The organism is Terrilactibacillus laevilacticus (assembly GCF_006517395.1).
In the GTDB taxonomy this organism is placed as follows: domain Bacteria; phylum Bacillota; class Bacilli; order Bacillales; family Sporolactobacillaceae; genus Terrilactibacillus; species Terrilactibacillus laevilacticus.
In genome coordinates this window covers 23,031-41,452 of record NZ_VDCY01000017.1, presented here as the reverse complement: position 1 = coordinate 41,452, position 18,422 = coordinate 23,031, and the positions used below count along the sequence as shown (strand labels likewise).

Below are 18,422 nucleotides of genomic sequence, written 5' to 3'. Positions count from 1 at the left end.
AATTATTGGTTGGATAATTCCAAAATATTCTTGATATATAAAAGGATGTTTTACAACGTGAGGAACAATCATCGAAAAATAATAAATTTAGCCATTGGGTTACCAAAAATAATGGATGACAATCAGGGAAAGGAAATGACGACAGGAATATGTAAAAACAAAGTCGAGGAAGCCATTTTAACAAAAAACGGTTTTCTTGACGATGGTGTCGCTGATTTAAAACATCATGGCGGTCCTGATCGTGCTGTGTGTATATATCCATTTGAACATTATTCTTTCTGGCAACAGGAATTTGGTATTCAATTACCCACCGCTGCATTTGGAGAAAATCTGACTGTTACTCATATGTTAGAGGAAGATGTTTGTATAGGGGATATTTACCAAATAGGCGAATCCGTCATCCAAATCACGCAAAGTCGAATTCCATGCAATACAATTTCTAAAAGAACAGGGGTGCCCAATCTTCTCGAAAAAATGGTAGAAACCGGGTTTACCGGTTATCTTTCCCGTGTTCTGAAAGAAGGAACGATCAGGAAAAATTCGGATATCGTGTTAATCAAGAGGCATCCAAAACAATGTTCTGTTCTTTTTAGTCATCAAATCTATTTACATAACCCAAATGATATTGATGGAATTAAAAGATTACTAGCAGTCAAAGAATTAGCGAACGAATGGCGCAAGAAAATGAATAAGCGCATCGAACGACTTAACTCGTAAACGGACGACGACTTATTTACGAAGATGGAATCAAGAGTATTTATAGACGGCTGAAAGGAGAAAAAGATGCTCGATGATCAATTGAAACGACCGCTTAGAGACTTAAGAATATCGGTAACGGACCGCTGTAATTTTCGTTGCCAATATTGTATGCCGAAAGAAATATTTGGTCCGGAGTATCCATTTTTATCTAAAACACACTTACTGACTTTCGAAGAGATAGAGCGTCTCACAAGGGTTTTTGTGCACCTTGGTGTACAGAAAGTAAGAATTACAGGTGGAGAACCTTTGCTGCGCCGTGATATCCATAAATTGGTTCAAGTGCTTCATGGAATAGAAGGTCTTCATGATATTGCAATGTCAACAAATGGCGTCTTACTTCCGAAATATGCCATGAATCTTAAAGAAGCGGGACTTCATCGTGTATCGGTCAGCCTTGATTCCCTAGACAATCAACGTTTTGGACAAATAAATGGACAAGGCGTGAAAGTAAATTCCGTACTTGCTGGTATAGAGGCTGCTGAGAAAGCGGGCTTGAAGGTGAAAATCAATATGGTCGTTCAAAAAGGTGTCAATGAGCAAGATATTGTTCCTATGGCAAAATATTTTAAAGAGACTAGCCATATTTTACGGTTTATCGAATATATGGACGTCGGAAACGTCAACGGATGGAATAAGAGTCAAGTGATTTCTAAGAAAGAGATTTTAGACAGGATCAATAAGGAATTACCATTAGAGCCTATAGCACCTAATTATCCAGGGGAGGTTGCCTCCCGCTTTATGTACAAAGGAACGACAAAAGAAATAGGTATAATTTCATCTGTTACTGATACGTTTTGTTCCTCTTGTACGAGAGCACGGCTGTCAGCTGAAGGCCGGTTATTTACCTGCTTGTTTGCAACAAAAGGCACAGATCTCCGCACGCCGTTGCGTTCAGGTGTGACAGATAGTGACTTACAAAAGATTGTTAAGCAGGTATGGGAAAGAAGAACAGATCGTTACTCTGAAGAACGGCAAAAACGGTTAAAAAATATCCCTAAGGAAGGCAGAAAAAAAATAGAGATGTCATATATAGGCGGTTAACCTGAAATCAGATTATATGGGAGAGAAGGTGAGATGACAGTGAAGGACCGATATTCCAGACAGACCATGTTTTCTGCTATTGGAGATAAGGGACAAAGAAACATACAGAAAAAGAAAGTGCTAATTATTGGTGCGGGTGCCTTGGGAACGGCTAATGCTGAATTACTCACTCGAGCAGGGGTGGGGCATTTAACCATCGTGGATCGAGATTATGTAGAATGGAGCAATCTTCAGCGTCAACAGCTTTACCTAGAACGTGATGCGCACGATCAGATTCCGAAGGCGATTGCCATCAAGAAACATCTAACAGCGATCAATCATGACGTTTCCATTGTTGCTTGTATCAAAGATGTGAATGCCTCGAACCTTGAGGTGATGGCTGAGGGTCATGACTTAATGATTGATGCCACGGATAATTTTGAAACACGGTGGATCATCAATGATGTTTCGCAAAAATTATCCATCCCTTGGATTTATGGAGCTTGTGTTGGAAGCTTCGGAATGAGTTTTACGGTGATTCCTGGAAAAACACCTTGCATGAATTGCTTATGGAAGGCCATTCCTTTTCAAAGTATGACGTGCGAAACCGGCGGGATTATCGCCCCTGTTGTCCAAATGGTAACGGCTCATCAGTCTGCCGAAGCCATGAAAATTCTTGTCGAAGATTGGGCTGCTCTCAGAAAAACATTTGTTACCTTTGATCTTTGGAACAATCAGTTTCAAAGTATCGATATGACGAAAGCAAAAAGAGAGGACTGCTTATCCTGTGGTAAGGAACGAACGTATCCTTTTCTTGATTACACAAGTGGAATGAAAACAATGGTTTTATGCGGAAGAGATACAGTTCAGGTACGACCGCCAAAACCTGTAGATCTGAATATCAATCATCTCCTTTCTCAATTAAAAAAAGCCGGTTATAAAGCGCAGGCGAATCCCTATTTAGTTCATATTCACTACGAAAAGGAACGTATGGTCCTCTTTAAAGATGGGCGAGCCTTAATACATGGAACGAACGATATGGCTTATGCCAAACGGGTTTATCAGAAAATATTAGGATAATAGACCTGCCATCTGGGAAAGTATATTCAATTGGGAAAGGAAAGAAACAGCATATGGTAGAAAGAAGAACGCCAATACCGGTGAGTGAAGCTGTTCAAAAGGTAATGGCTTATGCCTATAATGGACCATCAGAAACTGTTTGTCTTGAAGAGACACATGGCAGATATTTAGGGGAAGATGTGGTAGCCGATCATGATGTCCCTCACTTTCATCGGTCTCGTTATGATGGTTATGCCATAAAAGCAAAGAATTCACTGAAAGCGAGTCAAAACAATCCTGTAGAATTTGAAGTGATTGAAGAAGTTGGGGCTGGTTTTATTGGATCTAAAGAAGTCAACGATTTTCAAGCAGTACGCATTATGACGGGTGCTCAGATTCCAGATCAGTGCAATGCGGTTGTGATGTTCGAATCTACGGAAGAGTATGAAAAAAATGGCCAACCGTTTATTTCGATTACGAGGCCTGTTGCAGCAGGCGAAAATATGACTTATAAGGGTGAAGATGTCGTACAAGGGACGGTTCTCTTGACTAAGGGAACGTATATTAACCCAGGTGTTCGAGCTGTTCTATCTACATTCGGTTATGCCAAAGTAAAGGTGATAAAAAAAACGGAAATTGGCATCTATACGACTGGAACTGAACTCTTAGAAATAGATGAGCCGATCGTTCCAGGTAAGATTCGAAACAGTAACGGACAAATGCTTCAAGCACAAATTGAGCGTGCAGGTGGACAGCCTCACGATTTAGGTAAATTAGCCGATAACTTTGAAGAATGTTATCAATCCATTTCACAGGCACTCGAACGATTTGACTTTCTTATTACAACGGGTGGAGTATCCGTTGGTGATTTTGATTATATGCCGGCAATCTATAGAAAGCTCGGTGCCCAGGTCCTATTTAACAAAATTGCGATGCGCCCAGGGAGTGTCACGACCGTTGCAGAACTCAACGGTAAATTATTGTTTGGCTTATCTGGTAATCCTTCATCTTGTTATGTAGGGTTTGAACTCTATGTACGTCCGGTCATTCAAACCTACTTAAATTCGAAAAAGCCATACTTAAAGAAAACAAGAGCCAAGTTAATGGCGGATTTCCAGTCCAATCCATTTACCCGTTTTGTTAGGAGTCGTGTTTTCTATAATGGAAATGGTCTGATAGCGTCCCCCACGGGTCTGGATAAACCCAATATGATCTCGTCTCTTGTTGAAGCGAATGCCCTATCTGTATTACCAGGTCGATCAGAGGGATTTAGTCGAGGTGAGGAAATCGATGTGCTCTTATTATGTGAAGAAAGTCAAGACAGTGAATGGTCCTGTTAAGAAATAAGTTTGAATATTTTGAACAACCTCTTATTCAAAAGTTGAGACTAAAGAGATAAAAATTGAAATACCTAAAGGAATGAGTGGATTGATAGATTTTTGGCTGCCTGTTGGAGTTACCCTTAAAGTTAGTGTGGTCGCAGGGATTATCGTTTTCATAACTGGCGTGTTGATCGCTCGACTAATGGTAAATCAAACATTTAGAGGAAAAACCGTTGTAGAGACAGTTCTCATGCTACCTCTTGTGTTACCTCCTACAGTGATTGGCCTTTTGCTAGTTACTTTATTGGGGCATCATAGTGTGTTCGGCACGTTAACAGAATGGCTATTTTCTCATACGTTGTTATTTACTTGGCAAGGGGCTGTGGTGGCTTCAGCCGTCGTCGCGTTTCCTTTAATGTACCAAACTGCAACGTCAGGCTTTCTATCGGTAGATAAGGAAATCATCGAAGCATCATGGGTAGACGGAGCGAATCAATGGACGTCGTTTTTAAAAATTGAGTTACCGTTATGCTCGAAAACACTGCTATCGGGATTTATTTTAAGCTTCACGCGAGCGCTGGGAGAGTTCGGCGCCACTCTAATGGTCGCAGGTAATATTCCCGGGAAAACACAGACACTTTCCATGGCTGTTTACACGGCTTATGACGTTGGTGATCTGTTGAAAATGTGGGGCTGGGTGTTAGCAAGTGTGTTGATCTCCTTCTTGTTACTAGCAGCCAGCTCAAAAATACGTTAACTTTCATTTTTCAATGGTGGTGAGATAGATGAGTGTTCAGGAACATAAGAGACAGGCTGACCAACGCATAAGGTGCCAGGTCATCACGATATCCGATACGCGTACGACAGAAACGGATAAAAGTGGAGCCTTGATCATCGATTTAATCGAGAAACAAGGGTTTATTGTGTCAGCTTATCATATTGTCAAAGATGAGAAAGAAGCGATTCAACAAGCGATACGCTGGGGATGTCGAGATGAACAGACGCAAGCTATTTTAACAAATGGTGGAACAGGGATTACAAAAAGAGATGTAACCATTGAAGCTGTGAAAGCGATGATCGATAAAGAAATCGTCGGGTTTGGGGAACTATTTCGAATGCTCAGTTACACAGAAGATATTGGAAGCGCCGCATTAATGAGTCGTGCACTTGCAGGAACCATTCAAAATAAAGTGATATTTGCCATGCCTGGATCGAGTGGAGCGGTTCGACTTGCGATGAACAAATTAATTCTTCCAGAGCTGGCTCATGTTATCTGGGAATTAAATCGACAATAATCGTGACGTGGGACAACCTATACTATGTTATAAAAATCTTTAATATGGCGAGGAGGAAACTTAATGTTCGACATTGTGAGCTGCCCGATAGATACCGGAAAAGTGATTAAACAAGTGGAGCACCGGAATGCCGGAGCTATTGTCACGTTCATTGGGACAGTTAGAGAGATGACTCAAGATAAAAAGACTCTTTATTTAGAATACGAAGCCTATGAACCAATGGCCCGAGGAATGCTTACTAATATTGGTAAAGAAATAGAGAAAAAGTGGCCCGACACAGTGACGGCTATTGCCCATCGAATTGGACATTTGGAGGTAGGGGATATTGCCGTCGTTATCGCAGTATCCTCACCACATCGGTCTGATGCATACGAGGCTAATCGTTATGCGATTGAACGGATAAAAACGCTGGTTCCTATATGGAAAAAAGAACATTGGGAAGATGGAGATATGTGGATTGGCAATCAAGAGGGAACCATCTCTTATACAGATCATCAATAAGGGTGTGATACGTGAATGATTCAAGTTTTGTTATTTGCCCATCTTCGTGAACAAGTGGGATGTGAAAATTTGACTATACATAAAAAACAAATGACTGTGAAGGAGTTTAAAGAGTTGATGGAAAAGCAATATAAACTATCCACTCAGGAGGTTATGATTGCCATCAACGAAGAATATGCCACGGATTCGGACGTCATTGCTGAAGGAGATACCGTTGCACTTATTCCACCAGTGAGTGGAGGATAAAGAAAGGAGACCCGTCAAAGTGAGTGAATTTACCCATTTTAATGAACAAGGGCATGCGCGGATGGTTGATGTATCAGAAAAAAAAGAGACCGCAAGAATTGCACAAGCTCAGTCGAGTATTTTAGTTTCGGAAGAAGTTTACAAAAAGATGACTTATGGTCAAGTTAAAAAAGGGGATGTGCTATCTGTTGCTCAAATAGCCGGCATTATGGCGGCTAAAAAAACATCAGATATCATCCCAATGTGTCATCCATTACCGTTAACTGGAATTAATATCACGTTTCAATGGAAAGTAGATACGGATCGTTATGAATTGATGATTTACTCTGTAGTAAAGACAAAGGGAAGCACGGGTGTGGAAATGGAAGCTTTAACTGCAGCTTCTGTCTGTGCACTGACCATTTATGATATGTGTAAAGCGATTGATCGCAATATGACGATCGGACCAACTTATTTATTAGAAAAAACAGGTGGTAAAAGTGGTACTTATAAAAGGAAAAGCGAATGATAATCTTTCAGGTCATCATTTAACGACCGCCTGATTTGAAATCAAATAGCAAACTATTTAAGATTCGAAAGAAGGGGAAACGTGGGAGTACGATATTGCGGTTACCTATTTATTTGTTTCATACTTATTATATCATCAGGTTGTTCGGCAAGTTTCGCTAAACGTCAAGATGGAGACAATGTTCATAAAAAGGTGACTATTACACTATCAGCCGCAGCCAGTCTCCAAGATGCTTTACGAACGATTCAGAAACAATATGATAAAAAACAAAACCACACGGAAGTCATTTTTAATTTTGGTGGTTCGGGCATGCTGAAACAACAAATTCGTGAGGGAGCTCCTGTCGATCTGTTTTTTTCTGCAGATGAGGGCAATTTTAGGGAGTTAGTAGATCAGGGATTGATCAAAAAAAAGAAAAATGTGTTAGGAAATCAATTAGTCCTGATTACGTCAAGGAAATCTGCTAATAAGTTGCTTGATTTTAATGCACTCACCAGTTCAAAGGTTCATCAATTAGCCATCGGTACACCAGACTCTGTACCTGCAGGAACTTACGCCAAACAAACATTAACGTCACTAGAACTGTGGAGCAGAATGAAAAGTAAAATTGTGTATGCTAAAGATGTACGTCAAGTTTTAACTTATGTAGAAACAAATAATGTGGATGCGGGTTTGGTTTATAAAACAGATGCCATGCAATCGGATAAAGTGAAAATAGTCAAATCGGCACCTGCTAAATCACATGATGCTATTATTTATCCCCTTGGGGTCATCAAAACAACAAAACATAAAAAGGAAGCCGAAGCCTTTTTTCACTTTTTACAGACAAAGGGTGCCCTTCAAATATTTCAAAAGTATGGCTTTACGATTTTAAATAAAAAATAATCAACTTCGATATGAACTTATGACGATCAACTGGACCTGTAATTAAAACTAAGGATTTTAAAATCACAATAACAAAACATGAGTAGAATGAGGTGTCGTATTTTGGTTCTTGTTCGTAAACCCATTCCTATAGAAGAGGCTATTCAGAAATTGGCCGCTGAGTCAAAGCAATTATCAACCGAAACGATTTATTTAGAAGACAGTTTCGGAAGGGTGCTGGCCAATGATCTCTATGCATCTCATCCGATTCCATCGTATACTCGTTCACCATATGACGGCTACGCTATTCCTTCAATAAGTACGAGCAAGGCGGGAAAAGGTCACTCTGTTTTTCTCAAGATTGTTGGAACGGTTGGAATGGAGAACGAGTGGAGAGGAACGATCAAAGAGGGACAGGCTGTAAAAGTTATGACAGGCTCCCCCTTGCCAAATGGTGCTGATTCGGTCATCATGACTGAACTTGCTAAAGTTGTAGAGAGACCAGGGGGAAAGTATATAGAAATCAGACGTCCAGTATCAAAAGGAGAGAATGTCAGCCAAATTGGCGAAGATATTAAGGAGAACCAGTTACTCGTAAAGAAAGGAACCGTGTTAAATCCAGGTATTATCGCATCACTTGCCACTTTCGGATACAAAAACATCTCGGTTACACGAAAGCCGAAAATTGGAATCATCGCAGCAGGGAACAATTTATCCAATCTTGAGGAACCTCTTCAGTTTGGGAAGGTTCGTAATAGTAACACTTATATGCTGATTGCTCAATGCAAAAGGTGTCGAACGGATTCATACAACTTTGGACAGATAGGAAATCAGCTTAACAACGGGATTGACAAGATAAGAAGTGCCTTAAATGAAACTGATGTGATTATTACAACGGGAGGCATCTCGGTCGGTGATGACGACGACATGCCAAAAATTTACGAAGAGCTGGGTGCAAAAGTTTTATTTAATAAGATAGCTATGCGTCCGGGAAGCATCACCTCTGCCGCAGTGATTCAGAACAAACTTCTCATTGGACTCTCAGGGAACCCTGCTGCATGTTATGTTGGCTTTGAACTTTTTGCCAGGTCTGTTATAAAGATGATGCTTGGACAGTTAAAGCCTTTTATAAAAAGAACACAAGCTATTTTACATAAGGATTTTCCAAAACCAAGTCCAGTGACTCGTTTTGTACGTGGAAAAGTTTCTTTCTGTGATGGAAAAATCTACGTGGAACCTTCTGGAAAAGACAAGTCGAATATGGTGTCCTCACTATTAGAATCTAATAGTTTCATCGTTTTGCCAGCCGGTACAAAAGGATATTCAGCAGGCAGTTTAGTCGATGTGTTGTTATTGGAAGACGAGGATGGGAATGAGCAATGGTTGTAAATGAGTTTTAATATTGGAGTAAATTGACAAGATACTATCGTACAGTTGGTTTGTCTGGAGGCGAAAACAAGGATGAATAAAGAAAGCGTTACAGGTATTATTCTTGCGGGAGGACGTTCACGTCGTTTTGGAGAACCAAAGGCATTGGTAACATGGCGTGGGGAATCGCTGATTACATACTCTATACGGGCACTTCAACCCTTCGTAAAAGACGTAACTATCGTAAGTCACCTTCCAGAGTTACATCAGCTGAAGGACATGAGAGTGATTGAAGATAAGGAACTGTATAAAGGACAAGGGCCACTAGCTGGCATTTTAACAGTTATGGAGAAGATAAATACGTGTTGGTATTTTGTCCTTCCATGTGATGTTCCTTTAATTTCATCCAGAATTGTCTTGATGTTGCTTCAACAGCTTCAGGGGAAAGAAACTCACGAAGTGGTTGTTCCGTACGTAAACGGACGTGTGCAGCCATTAATCGGGTTATACCATCATAGGGTAAAAGAAAAAATTGAATGTCAGTTGAAGGGCAATAAGAAGAGTATGATGGAGTTATTGGAGCAATGTAAAGTACTGTATGTGTCTGTTCAAGCCTTGTCCATCGAAGAGACATCCTTTATAAATATTAATACAAAAAAGGACTATACCCATTTACTTGAATTGTAGCGGATGAATCATTCATTGTACTCGGAAGTAAGCATGTTATTTCTTTAGAAAATGGAATGGGAGGTGAATCGTTGAAAACTGAACCACTGATTTTACAAGTTGTTGGCTATCAAAATAGTGGGAAAACCACAGTGGCTGAAAATATTCTTCGTTATTTAACCAAAAAAGGATATAAAGCCGGTTCGTTTAAGCACCATGGGCATGGGGGTACGCCACTTCTTCCTAAAGATAAAGATTCTACACGTCTGTTGCAGGCAGGATCACTTCTCTCAGGTGTTTCGGGAGAAGGATTGTTAACGTTGAGTACAAATATTCAGCTGGACTGGATGGCAATTTATCAATTGGCAGAAATTGATGTTCTTCTTATTGAAGGTTATAAACAAAAAAATTACGATAAAATCGTCTGTATTCGTTCAGAAGAAGAGATTGGTTTGTTAAGACAACTTTCTAATATCGTAGCGATTATTTCATGGATACCACTCCATAATGAGAACAATGTATTTTCAATAAATGACGACCAATATTGTGTATGGCTATCGGAGTACATAGAGAATAAAATGAAAGGGCTAAAATGTTGATGAATCAGTCAAAGGCGTAAGAATCTTTTCATACATCACCAAATATGGCTTTTATTAATAAGATGAAAGTCAGAGTAACCTCTATTGTAGAGTGCATTCTGGCAAAACGCAAAGCAAACGAGAACATGAGCGTGTTATGTTTATATAAAAAAATAGAGACCATATGGGTCCCTATTAATCTAACACTCTTAATTGAATATCTCTTAAACCGAATTGAACACATTGATCATATGTATTCATATATATATCAATCTTGTTTCCTTTAACTGCTGATCCTGTATCTTCAGCCGTATAAATGCCTGAAACACCTGGAATATCACTCTTAATTTCTACTTTTGATCCTAATGGAATCACGTTAGGGTCAACGGCTATGGTTCTTCCTTGAGCTACTTTAGTTCCTGTTGCAGTCACTGTTCCCATTGAATAAGCAGTTGCCGTAAATGGCTTGAAGTTTGAGTCTACCTTTTGGTTAATTGTCGCCTCAGTACCAGTATTCAAACCGTTTAAGTTTATTTGCTGACCAACGAAAATAGAATTTAAATCTTGTATTTGTGGGTTAGCTTTTGACAGATCTTGTAGAGCCATACCATTATCAGTTGCAATTTTCGTCATTGTGTCCCCACTTTTAACTGTGTAAGCAAAAGTCGGAGTTGCTGCACTTAGTAATGATACAACTAATGTAGAACAGACGATTAGTTTTCTCATAGTTTTTGCACTCCATTTATTTTTATTTATCCATTTTTTCTCTATCAGGATACTTATCATTATGTCATTACAAAGTGATAATCAAATTAATAGAGCGTTACAATTTATTTACAGTGCAACTGATAGGGAAAGTATGATTTACATAAACCTGATCTATTAGTAGGGAAATAGAATACAAGCTCCCCCCAAAAAATGGGTCTTATAGGGTAGGTTGAATTAATTTGCAATTTTGAGTTAGTTTCTGACTTGAAATTTTAAACTTAGGAATTTTTTTTCAATTATAATAAGCAATTTCAATTTATTCTAAGGAATATTGATGAAAGCTATTGTTATATTAAAACATTCCTCCTAAAAAACAATGCACAATAAAAGAACGCCATCCCGCATATAGGAGATAGCCTTCATTTATCTAAATTAAATGATAAACGGATATAAAGATAGGCATGATTGCTTATCTTTATAGACTCAATATGGTCTGGGAATACCAGTTTGTTTTCTAATATCTTAAAATTTCCGTTTTAATCCAAAAAATTCAGAATCCTCCTCAAGTTTAACTATAGCATGGTTTAGCGCGATGTAACCGCTTAAATTATGAAGAAGTTTGAATGTGTCCGGGTGAATATAACTCGTATTGTTAACGTTTTCATGCTTACTTAACTACCTTTTAGGGTAATAGATATTAGCAAGCCGTTATTAAACGATAGGAGGGCACTTGAGATGAACGGACAAACAATAAAAGAAAAAAAGTTAGTGAAAGGCATTGCTCCAAATGTGGATGCAGATGCCTTAGTAAATGATAAAAGAAAAGTTTTTCTATTTGGTTCTCCTAGTTATACGAACATTGGAGACCAGGCGATAGCGTATGCAGAGGAGAAATTTATTAGGAATCACTTTCCATACTATGAATATATCGAAATCATGGATTATGCCACAGATGCAGGTATTGAACTCGTAAAAGAAATCATTCATGAAAACGACATCGTTTGTTTTACAGGTGGTGGTAATTTAGGAAGTCTTTATCTTGATATAGAAGAAGATCGAAGAAAAGTATTCGCCGCTTTTAAGAATTACAAAACCATTTCATTACCACAATCGGTCCATTTTGAAGATACAAAACAAGGAAATCTAGAAAAGAAGAAATCGCAGGATGCCTATCATCAAAATCCTAATTTAACTTTAGTCGCGAGAGAATCGCAGACATTAGACCGGTTAAAAGAGACATTTCATTCGAATGTAATTTATACTCCTGACATGGTGTTATCATTAGATATCGTGCCAAGAGATATCGAAAGGGAAGGCGTGCTCTTTATTTTAAGAGCAGACAAAGAGAAGGTAACAGATGAAGATTTTATTTCCGAATTAATGAGCTGGGCAGGAGAAACAACTACAGTTGAACGTACTGATACCGTGTTGTCAGAGGTAGAAACCATTGATTACGAAGATAGAGAGGAATACTTCATGAAAATGCTTGATCGAATTCGTTCTAAAAAGTTAATCATTACCGATCGCCTGCATGCCATGATCTTTTCCATTATTACGAAAACACCATGCCTCGTATTCGGAAATAGTTATGGAAAAGCCAAACATTCTTATACCGATTGGCTCGAAGAATTAAACTTCATTGAATACACGGATAAACAAGATATTGATGAATTAGAACAAATGATCGAACGGTTACTAGAAGCAGAACCAAATGATATTGATCTATCCGATGATTTTGAACCATTGAAGGAATTTTTTAAAGGGTGATCAATTTATAAATTAGGAAAAGGTCTAAAGCGGTTTTTATCTCCATCATTGAATGAATTTCATAAACCTGATCCCAATGGTCTCAAGGATTTTGAAACGCCAACTCCAAGGTAAGGGTTTATGACAGATGATACGTCATTTATTACAGCAACTAAAGAAAGAGACCAGCACCTCTTAGGTGAAGAAATTACCAAAAACATTACCAAAAACAATATAAGTGCGTGTTCAAAAAGGTGATAAATTAGAAGCAAGAAGATCAAGGCGGCGCTGTTTTGAGGACCGGAATGTAGGTTTTTACTACATGAGGACCGGAAAAACGAGCCAACGCCGAGATTCGTAGCTTATCATTTGTTGACTTTTTGAACAACCTCTATAAGAAACATAAAGACGCTTGGATATCCAGGCGTTTTTAGCGTCATTACTTTAGAACTTATTTGTTTTTAGAGTAAGGCATTTCTGTAATCACGACTGGTCTGTTTAAATATACATTTGGAAGGTTTTGTATTCCGCTCTTATACTCAGAGGATTGTGCAGATTCTGTACGTGAATTTACATTTATCCCTTTTTTAATAATATATTTTGGATGGAGTAAATGATCCGCAATTGAATCGGTCTTTGTTTGCCCGTTACTTTTCTGTTCGGTGTTAAACATAACAATACCGCCTGTCACCACACCAAATGAAAGGATAAATATCATAATTTTTCTCATTGTTTCACCTCCATTATTATAATTGAATAAAACTTATTTCCATGTCCAAAGTATATGCCATTACTAGTATCGTTGATTCATTCAATCACTGTTCATTCATAGTTACAATAACTATGAGAGACAAATCATGCATAGTTGTTATATTTTGTCTAATTTGTCTTTAGCTCAATCCCTATGAGTTGATTTGTTTTTTCTTTTATGACACAATATATAGTAGTAAGATGTTCGGTTATAAAATAAATAAATTCTGATCTATGTTATGGGTTATTGTAATAAAGTAAAGATGATGAATGACCGGAGAAACCCAACATATTATTAAAGGCATTGCCAGCAATTAACGGCGGCTTTTTCACTCCTCAAAGTTCCTAGAGGATAATCAGTTGATTTAATTGAAGGGAAGTTGGATATCCTCTCCAACAAAATGGGGGATCGTCCATCTAAATTAGTATCCAAGTGTGTAAGAACACTGTATTATAGTGGTTAACAATAGTTTTTTCTCATTTCTTCACTATTCTCCCGTTTTTACCCTTCAAGGTCTGCCCTATGGTCTTCTTTCATGTGCCTTATCATCGTATCTTAATAAACTTGTACCTGTTTTGCGTCATGTCTATAGATACATAGTAAAAGACAAAGAAAGACTGCCATTTCATTATAGAAAGCCCTTTAAAAGAATTGTCCACTATTGCTTATACAATAACAAAAACTCACATTTTATTCCATCAGTTTATAAAATAAAGACTTTGACTCAAAATAGGGAGCAGTTTGAAAAGCCCATTTTTCTGGTTGTATTCATCAAATTTGTATGAAAGAAAAACTTCAACCTTTCTAAACATGGAAGGACTACTCATCGCATACAAAATTATTTTAATATTATGTTTTCTGCAAATATAGCCATATAAATTTCATTTAAATTAGGATCCTAGGAAAAGCCGTTGGTAAGACTAGTTGAAAAGTATAAATCTCTTTTCAACTATAAAGGAGGTGATGAAAATTATTTCGAGGGTGTTCGTATATATTATTTTGTGTGAAAATTGTAAATAAAAGACCATTCGCATAAAACGATAACTTGATATCAATAAATTACGGAACCTAAGTTCAAAGATTCTAAGACTTACAATCTATAAGTTGTCTTTATAAGATGAAAGAATAGCTGATCGATAATTTTATCATCTGCGATAGATTGTTTTCTCTAAAAAATGAAACTTGGAGGTAAGTATGTTAGAAGCAGAACAGACAAAGAATTTAAAGATTGAGAGTAAGCTACCGTCAAATGTTAATGGTCGTTTAACTTGGATTGAGCGATTCGGATTTGGATCTGGCGATATGTCCTATAATATCGTGTTTCAATTTGTTAATGCCTATCTGCTATTCTTTTATACAGATGTGGACGGAATCAAGCCAGAAGTTATTGCAACATTATTTTTAGTCGTACGTGTATTTGATGCTATTTGTGATCCATTAATGGGGACGCTTTTAGATAAAACGAACACGAGATGGGGTAAAGCAAGACCTTTTCTGCTATGGGTCGCGGTCCCGTTAGCAGCAAGTACTTTTTTATGTTTTACGACTCCTAACTTTGGATCAAGTGGCAATATTATTTACGCTTATGTGACTTATATTTTACTTGGTATGTTCTTTAGTGTTCAAACGATTTCAGTGAATAGTTTAACTGGGCGAATTACTGATAATGTACATGAACGGACTGTATTAACAACCGTACGTATGATTCTCGTTTATATAGGAATCCTTCTAGCTATATCATGTGCAACCCCTTTGGTAAAATTATTTGGAGGCGATAATGCTTCCTTTGGGTTTCAGATGACTTCGCTAGTCTATGCGGTTGCTGGTTTATTGTTAAATGTATTCAGCTTTATGACCGTCAAGGAACGGGTCGTTATTAAAAAGCCTAAGAAACAAGGATTGAAAAAAACAATACAGGTATTGCTGAAAAACAAGCCACTGATCATCCTTATTTCAACTTTTTTGATGTTTTCTATTGGCTTTAATATTCGATTGAGTACCATGGTATATTATTTTACTTATAATATCCATCGTGAAGATCTCGTATTTATAGGGACTGTTTTGTTTTTTGGCGCTGCCTTTCTCAGTAACTTATTTATACCGACATTAACAAAAAGATGGGGAAGAAAGAGTGTCGTGATTATATCGGCAACGATATCCCTTATCTCATTTGCTGGACTTCAATTTACGTCATATTCCTCAATTATGATAATATTGGTTTGGTTATTTATTTGTGGCTTTTTTTCAACGCCACTGAATACGCTCGCATGGGGCATGCTTGCAGATTGTGTGGATTACGCTGAATGGAAAACAAACGTTCGCGCAGACGGAGTTGTCATATCTAGTATGAGTTTTGTTAACAAATTGGGTGTGGCCGTAGCTGGAACATTTTCTGCTTATTATTTAGGCTACTCAGGTTATGTAGCTAATAGCGACCAGACATTATCATCCCTTAATGCCATTAAAAATATGAATGCATCAATACCTGGCATCCTCACATTACTATCCATTATCATCTTTTGTTTCTATCCTTTATCTGAAAAGAAATATAAAAAGATGATGTCAGATTTAAAAAAGAAAAGAAAACCATTAAAATGATCATTTTAATAATCATGATCTTGAAAAAAAAGGGTGTCCAAAATTTTTGGACACCTTTAAAATCTGATAAGGATGACTCTAATACAAATTTGGTTCTTAAAACTAACTCTGTTTCACTTTAACCTGATCCAAAACAGCCTCAACTGCCTCGTCGACATTCTTCACTTTTAATGTAACTTTAAGGTCCTCTGGATATTGATTGGCTGAACGTTCATATAATGGATCGTAATAAAACTCGAGTAACAATCCGACAGCTGCACGAAAGTTTTCTGCTTTTAGATCTTCTTCAATTTGTTTGGCAATCGGTGTATGAATGCGTCTTTTAATTCGATCAAAGGCTTCTATGCATTCTTCCCTATGATTCCATGGCTGGTAATCCTCTAAGATGTGAGTGATTCGTTCTTCAATTGGCATATCTATGAATAATTGGATGCCTTGCTCTTTTTTTTCTACTAAAAAGTCAGGGAGGAGGACTTTCCCAATGCGTTTACTTTCGCCTTCAATTAAAATATAAGGCGATGATTGAAACCTCTCAAGATCTTGGAAGAGGAGGGCATCAAAGGTTTTTTGATTATGAGGTTTGAGTCCAATTTGCCCGAAAATAGATCCTCTATGGTTGGCCATTCCTTCAAGATCAATGGCAGGGTATCCTTTTTTCCTCAAACGGTGCAGAATCGTTGTTTTTCCTGATCCCGTGTTTCCATTTAATACATAGACTTTCGGTTTCAAATCAAATGAATTCAGCTTTTCTACGACCCAGTTACGATAGGTTCGATAGCCGCCCTCTAGTCGGTAGGCTTTGATTCCCATTAAATCGAGAACCGTAGCAGAAGTACGGCTTCGCATGCCTCCACGCCAGCAAAATACGGCTTTTTTGCCTTCTATTTGAGCAAAATCTTTAATAAAAGCAGGGAGTTTTGCGGAAAAGATCTCAAGCCCACGTTCTTTGGCCGCTTGGGGACTGGTTTGCTTGTAAATCGTTCCAACTTCGGCTCGTTCTTCGTCATTAAATAATGGGATATTCAAACTACCAGGTATGGTAGCATCTTTATATTCTGATGGTGATCTTACGTCAATAAGAGTAATTTCACCTTTACTTTTTAGATCAAGTAATTCATCAATCGAAATATCTTGAAACACAAAGTTTCCACCTTTCTCTTTTAGGACCATACTTGATAGCTTGAAAGAAATGTTTATACTAGGAAAACATACCACTAGCCATATGATGACTGTCGTCGTTTTTCCTATTACTATGATCAATCCAATTGAAAAAACCGGCATAAGCCGATTTTTTGCTATCTATTACCGAGTGAATATTTATCCTTATAAGACTGTGATATGTCCAGGATTTTCCTCAGTGACTTCACCAATTAATTTGGCTGGTACACCTGCTCTTTGTAAATCAGATAGTAAGTCATTCGCTTCTTTTTCGCTAACGGAAATTAAGAGACCGCCAGATGTCACAGCATCACACAATATCCATTGATCGATTTGATCCATGGTGTTTGGGAAAGTGACATCTCCTTGAAGGTGTTTAAAGTTATTCTTTGTTCCACCTGGGACGGCACCAGCTTCAGCAAGCTCTCTAAGTCTAGGCAAGGAAGGTACTTGATCTTTATAAATGGTAAGACCAGATTGACTGCCTTTCGCCATTTCGGAGGCATGTCCAAGTAATCCGAAACCGGTGACATCGGTACAAGCATGAACGTCATAAGGCGCCATCGTTTCGGAAGCCGTTTTATTTAAAGTGGACATGACCTTTGTCACACGAGCAATTTCTTCCTCGGTTAAGAGATCTTTTTTAATAGAAGTCGAGTAGATGCCAACACCAATCGGTTTTGTAAAGATCAGTTTATCTCCGGGTTTGGCGCCGGTATTGGCACGAATTTTATCTGGATGGATTGTTCCTGTCACAGCTAGTCCAAATTTTGGTTCTTTGTCATCGATAGAGTGGCCGCCGACAAGGGTGACGCCGGCTTCTTTCAATTTATCGGCTGAACCTCGAAGAATTTCCTTTAAAATATCCTTGTCCAATGTTGAGATAGGGAAGGCAACAATATTTAATGCGGTTAGAGGTGTTCCACCCATCGCATAGATATCACTTATGGCATTCGCTGCCGCAATTTGTCCAAAAGAATAGGGATCATCAACAATCGGTGTAAAGAAGTCTACAGTCTGAACAATCGCAAGTTCATCATTTAATCGGTAAACCCCAGCATCATCACTTGTATCAAGGCCGACGAGTAAATTTGGATTTGGAGCCGCTTTTGGCAAGTCTCTTAAAACTTGTGATAAGTCCGCAGGTCCAATTTTACAACCGCAGCCTCCTTTAGATGATAGGGAAGTTAGCTTTATAGAATGTGTCTCTGTCATATGAAAACAACCTTTCAAAACGAGTTAGATATAGTTTTATTATAAAACACACTGTCAATA

At 38.1% G+C, this 18,422-nt stretch carries 19 protein-coding genes; 15 read left to right on the top strand and 4 right to left on the bottom strand.

Going from position 1 to position 18,422, the window contains the following annotated elements; genetic code table 11:
• The first annotated feature begins 45 nt into the window (after positions 1-45).
• The 13 genes from FG390_RS13905 (at position 46) to mobB (ending at position 10,207) form a co-directional block, all read left to right on the top strand.
• Positions 46-717, top strand: coding sequence for an MOSC domain-containing protein (locus FG390_RS13905; RefSeq protein WP_141191635.1), 672 nt, complete (start codon positions 46-48; stop codon positions 715-717).
• A 66-nt stretch (positions 718-783) separates the two neighbouring features.
• Positions 784-1,800 (top strand): GTP 3',8-cyclase MoaA, encoded by a 1,017-nt coding sequence (gene moaA / locus FG390_RS13900; protein WP_141191634.1) that lies wholly within the window; start codon positions 784-786, stop codon positions 1,798-1,800.
• A 39-nt stretch (positions 1,801-1,839) separates the two neighbouring features.
• Positions 1,840-2,859, top strand: coding sequence for a MoeB/ThiF family adenylyltransferase (locus FG390_RS13895; RefSeq protein WP_141191650.1), 1,020 nt, complete (start codon positions 1,840-1,842; stop codon positions 2,857-2,859).
• A gap of 53 nt (positions 2,860-2,912) precedes the next feature.
• On the top strand, positions 2,913-4,178 hold the full coding sequence (locus FG390_RS13890) for a molybdopterin molybdotransferase MoeA (RefSeq protein ID WP_141191633.1): 1,266 nt from the start codon (positions 2,913-2,915) through the stop codon (positions 4,176-4,178).
• Between the two features lie 88 nt (positions 4,179-4,266).
• Positions 4,267-4,917 (top strand): molybdate ABC transporter permease subunit, encoded by a 651-nt coding sequence (modB, locus tag FG390_RS13885; protein WP_373681554.1) that lies wholly within the window; start codon positions 4,267-4,269, stop codon positions 4,915-4,917.
• A gap of 28 nt (positions 4,918-4,945) precedes the next feature.
• On the top strand, positions 4,946-5,455 hold the full coding sequence (locus FG390_RS13880) for a MogA/MoaB family molybdenum cofactor biosynthesis protein (RefSeq protein ID WP_141191631.1): 510 nt from the start codon (positions 4,946-4,948) through the stop codon (positions 5,453-5,455).
• 63 nt (positions 5,456-5,518) lie between these two features.
• Positions 5,519-5,956: a molybdenum cofactor biosynthesis protein MoaE gene (locus FG390_RS13875; RefSeq protein WP_141191630.1), complete on the top strand. Its 438-nt coding sequence runs from the start codon at positions 5,519-5,521 to the stop codon at positions 5,954-5,956.
• Between the two features lie 15 nt (positions 5,957-5,971).
• Positions 5,972-6,202 carry a molybdopterin converting factor subunit 1 gene (moaD, locus tag FG390_RS13870; protein WP_141191629.1) on the top strand — a complete coding sequence of 77 codons (231 nt, stop codon included), beginning with the start codon at positions 5,972-5,974 and terminating at the stop codon, positions 6,200-6,202.
• Positions 6,203-6,221: 19 nt separating this feature from the next.
• Complete coding sequence (gene moaC, locus FG390_RS13865; protein ID WP_141191628.1) at positions 6,222-6,710, top strand: cyclic pyranopterin monophosphate synthase MoaC; 489 nt, start codon at positions 6,222-6,224, stop codon at positions 6,708-6,710.
• A gap of 81 nt (positions 6,711-6,791) precedes the next feature.
• Complete coding sequence (modA, locus tag FG390_RS13860) at positions 6,792-7,595, top strand: molybdate ABC transporter substrate-binding protein (RefSeq protein ID WP_181406507.1); 804 nt, start codon at positions 6,792-6,794, stop codon at positions 7,593-7,595.
• Between the two features lie 102 nt (positions 7,596-7,697).
• Positions 7,698-8,963 carry a molybdopterin molybdotransferase MoeA gene (locus FG390_RS13855; RefSeq protein WP_246092847.1) on the top strand — a complete coding sequence of 422 codons (1,266 nt, stop codon included), beginning with the start codon at positions 7,698-7,700 and terminating at the stop codon, positions 8,961-8,963.
• Between the two features lie 72 nt (positions 8,964-9,035).
• Entirely contained in the window at positions 9,036-9,629 is a 594-nt protein-coding gene (gene mobA, locus FG390_RS13850) for a molybdenum cofactor guanylyltransferase (protein ID WP_141191626.1), read from the top strand.
• 71 nt (positions 9,630-9,700) lie between these two features.
• A complete protein-coding gene (gene mobB / locus FG390_RS13845; RefSeq protein WP_246092848.1) occupies positions 9,701-10,207 on the top strand; it encodes a molybdopterin-guanine dinucleotide biosynthesis protein B in 507 nt (168 codons plus the stop codon).
• A gap of 174 nt (positions 10,208-10,381) precedes the next feature.
• On the opposite strand, the gene FG390_RS13840 is transcribed toward mobB, so the two are convergent.
• Complete coding sequence (locus tag FG390_RS13840; RefSeq protein WP_141191624.1) at positions 10,382-10,912, bottom strand: 3D domain-containing protein; 531 nt, start codon at positions 10,910-10,912, stop codon at positions 10,382-10,384.
• A 717-nt stretch (positions 10,913-11,629) separates the two neighbouring features.
• On the opposite strand from FG390_RS13840, the gene FG390_RS13835 reads away from it, so the two are divergent.
• Positions 11,630-12,661: a polysaccharide pyruvyl transferase family protein gene (locus FG390_RS13835; RefSeq protein ID WP_141191623.1), complete on the top strand. Its 1,032-nt coding sequence runs from the start codon at positions 11,630-11,632 to the stop codon at positions 12,659-12,661.
• Between the two features lie 430 nt (positions 12,662-13,091).
• Here the strand turns inward: FG390_RS13835 and FG390_RS13830 are convergent, their stop codons facing one another.
• On the bottom strand, positions 13,092-13,370 hold the full coding sequence (locus FG390_RS13830) for a hypothetical protein (RefSeq protein ID WP_141191622.1): 279 nt from the start codon (positions 13,368-13,370) through the stop codon (positions 13,092-13,094).
• A 1,215-nt stretch (positions 13,371-14,585) separates the two neighbouring features.
• On the opposite strand from FG390_RS13830, the gene FG390_RS13825 reads away from it, so the two are divergent.
• Positions 14,586-15,989 (top strand): glycoside-pentoside-hexuronide (GPH):cation symporter, encoded by a 1,404-nt coding sequence (locus FG390_RS13825; RefSeq protein WP_141191621.1) that lies wholly within the window; start codon positions 14,586-14,588, stop codon positions 15,987-15,989.
• A gap of 102 nt (positions 15,990-16,091) precedes the next feature.
• Here the strand turns inward: FG390_RS13825 and mnmH are convergent, their stop codons facing one another.
• A complete protein-coding gene (mnmH, locus tag FG390_RS13820) occupies positions 16,092-17,129 on the bottom strand; it encodes a tRNA 2-selenouridine(34) synthase MnmH (RefSeq protein WP_141191620.1) in 1,038 nt (345 codons plus the stop codon).
• A gap of 183 nt (positions 17,130-17,312) precedes the next feature.
• The gene (gene selD / locus FG390_RS13815; protein ID WP_141191619.1) at positions 17,313-18,362 is read right to left on the bottom strand and encodes a selenide, water dikinase SelD; all 1,050 of its coding nucleotides are present in this window, start codon (positions 18,360-18,362) and stop codon (positions 17,313-17,315) included.
• Positions 18,363-18,422: the final 60 nt, after the last annotated feature.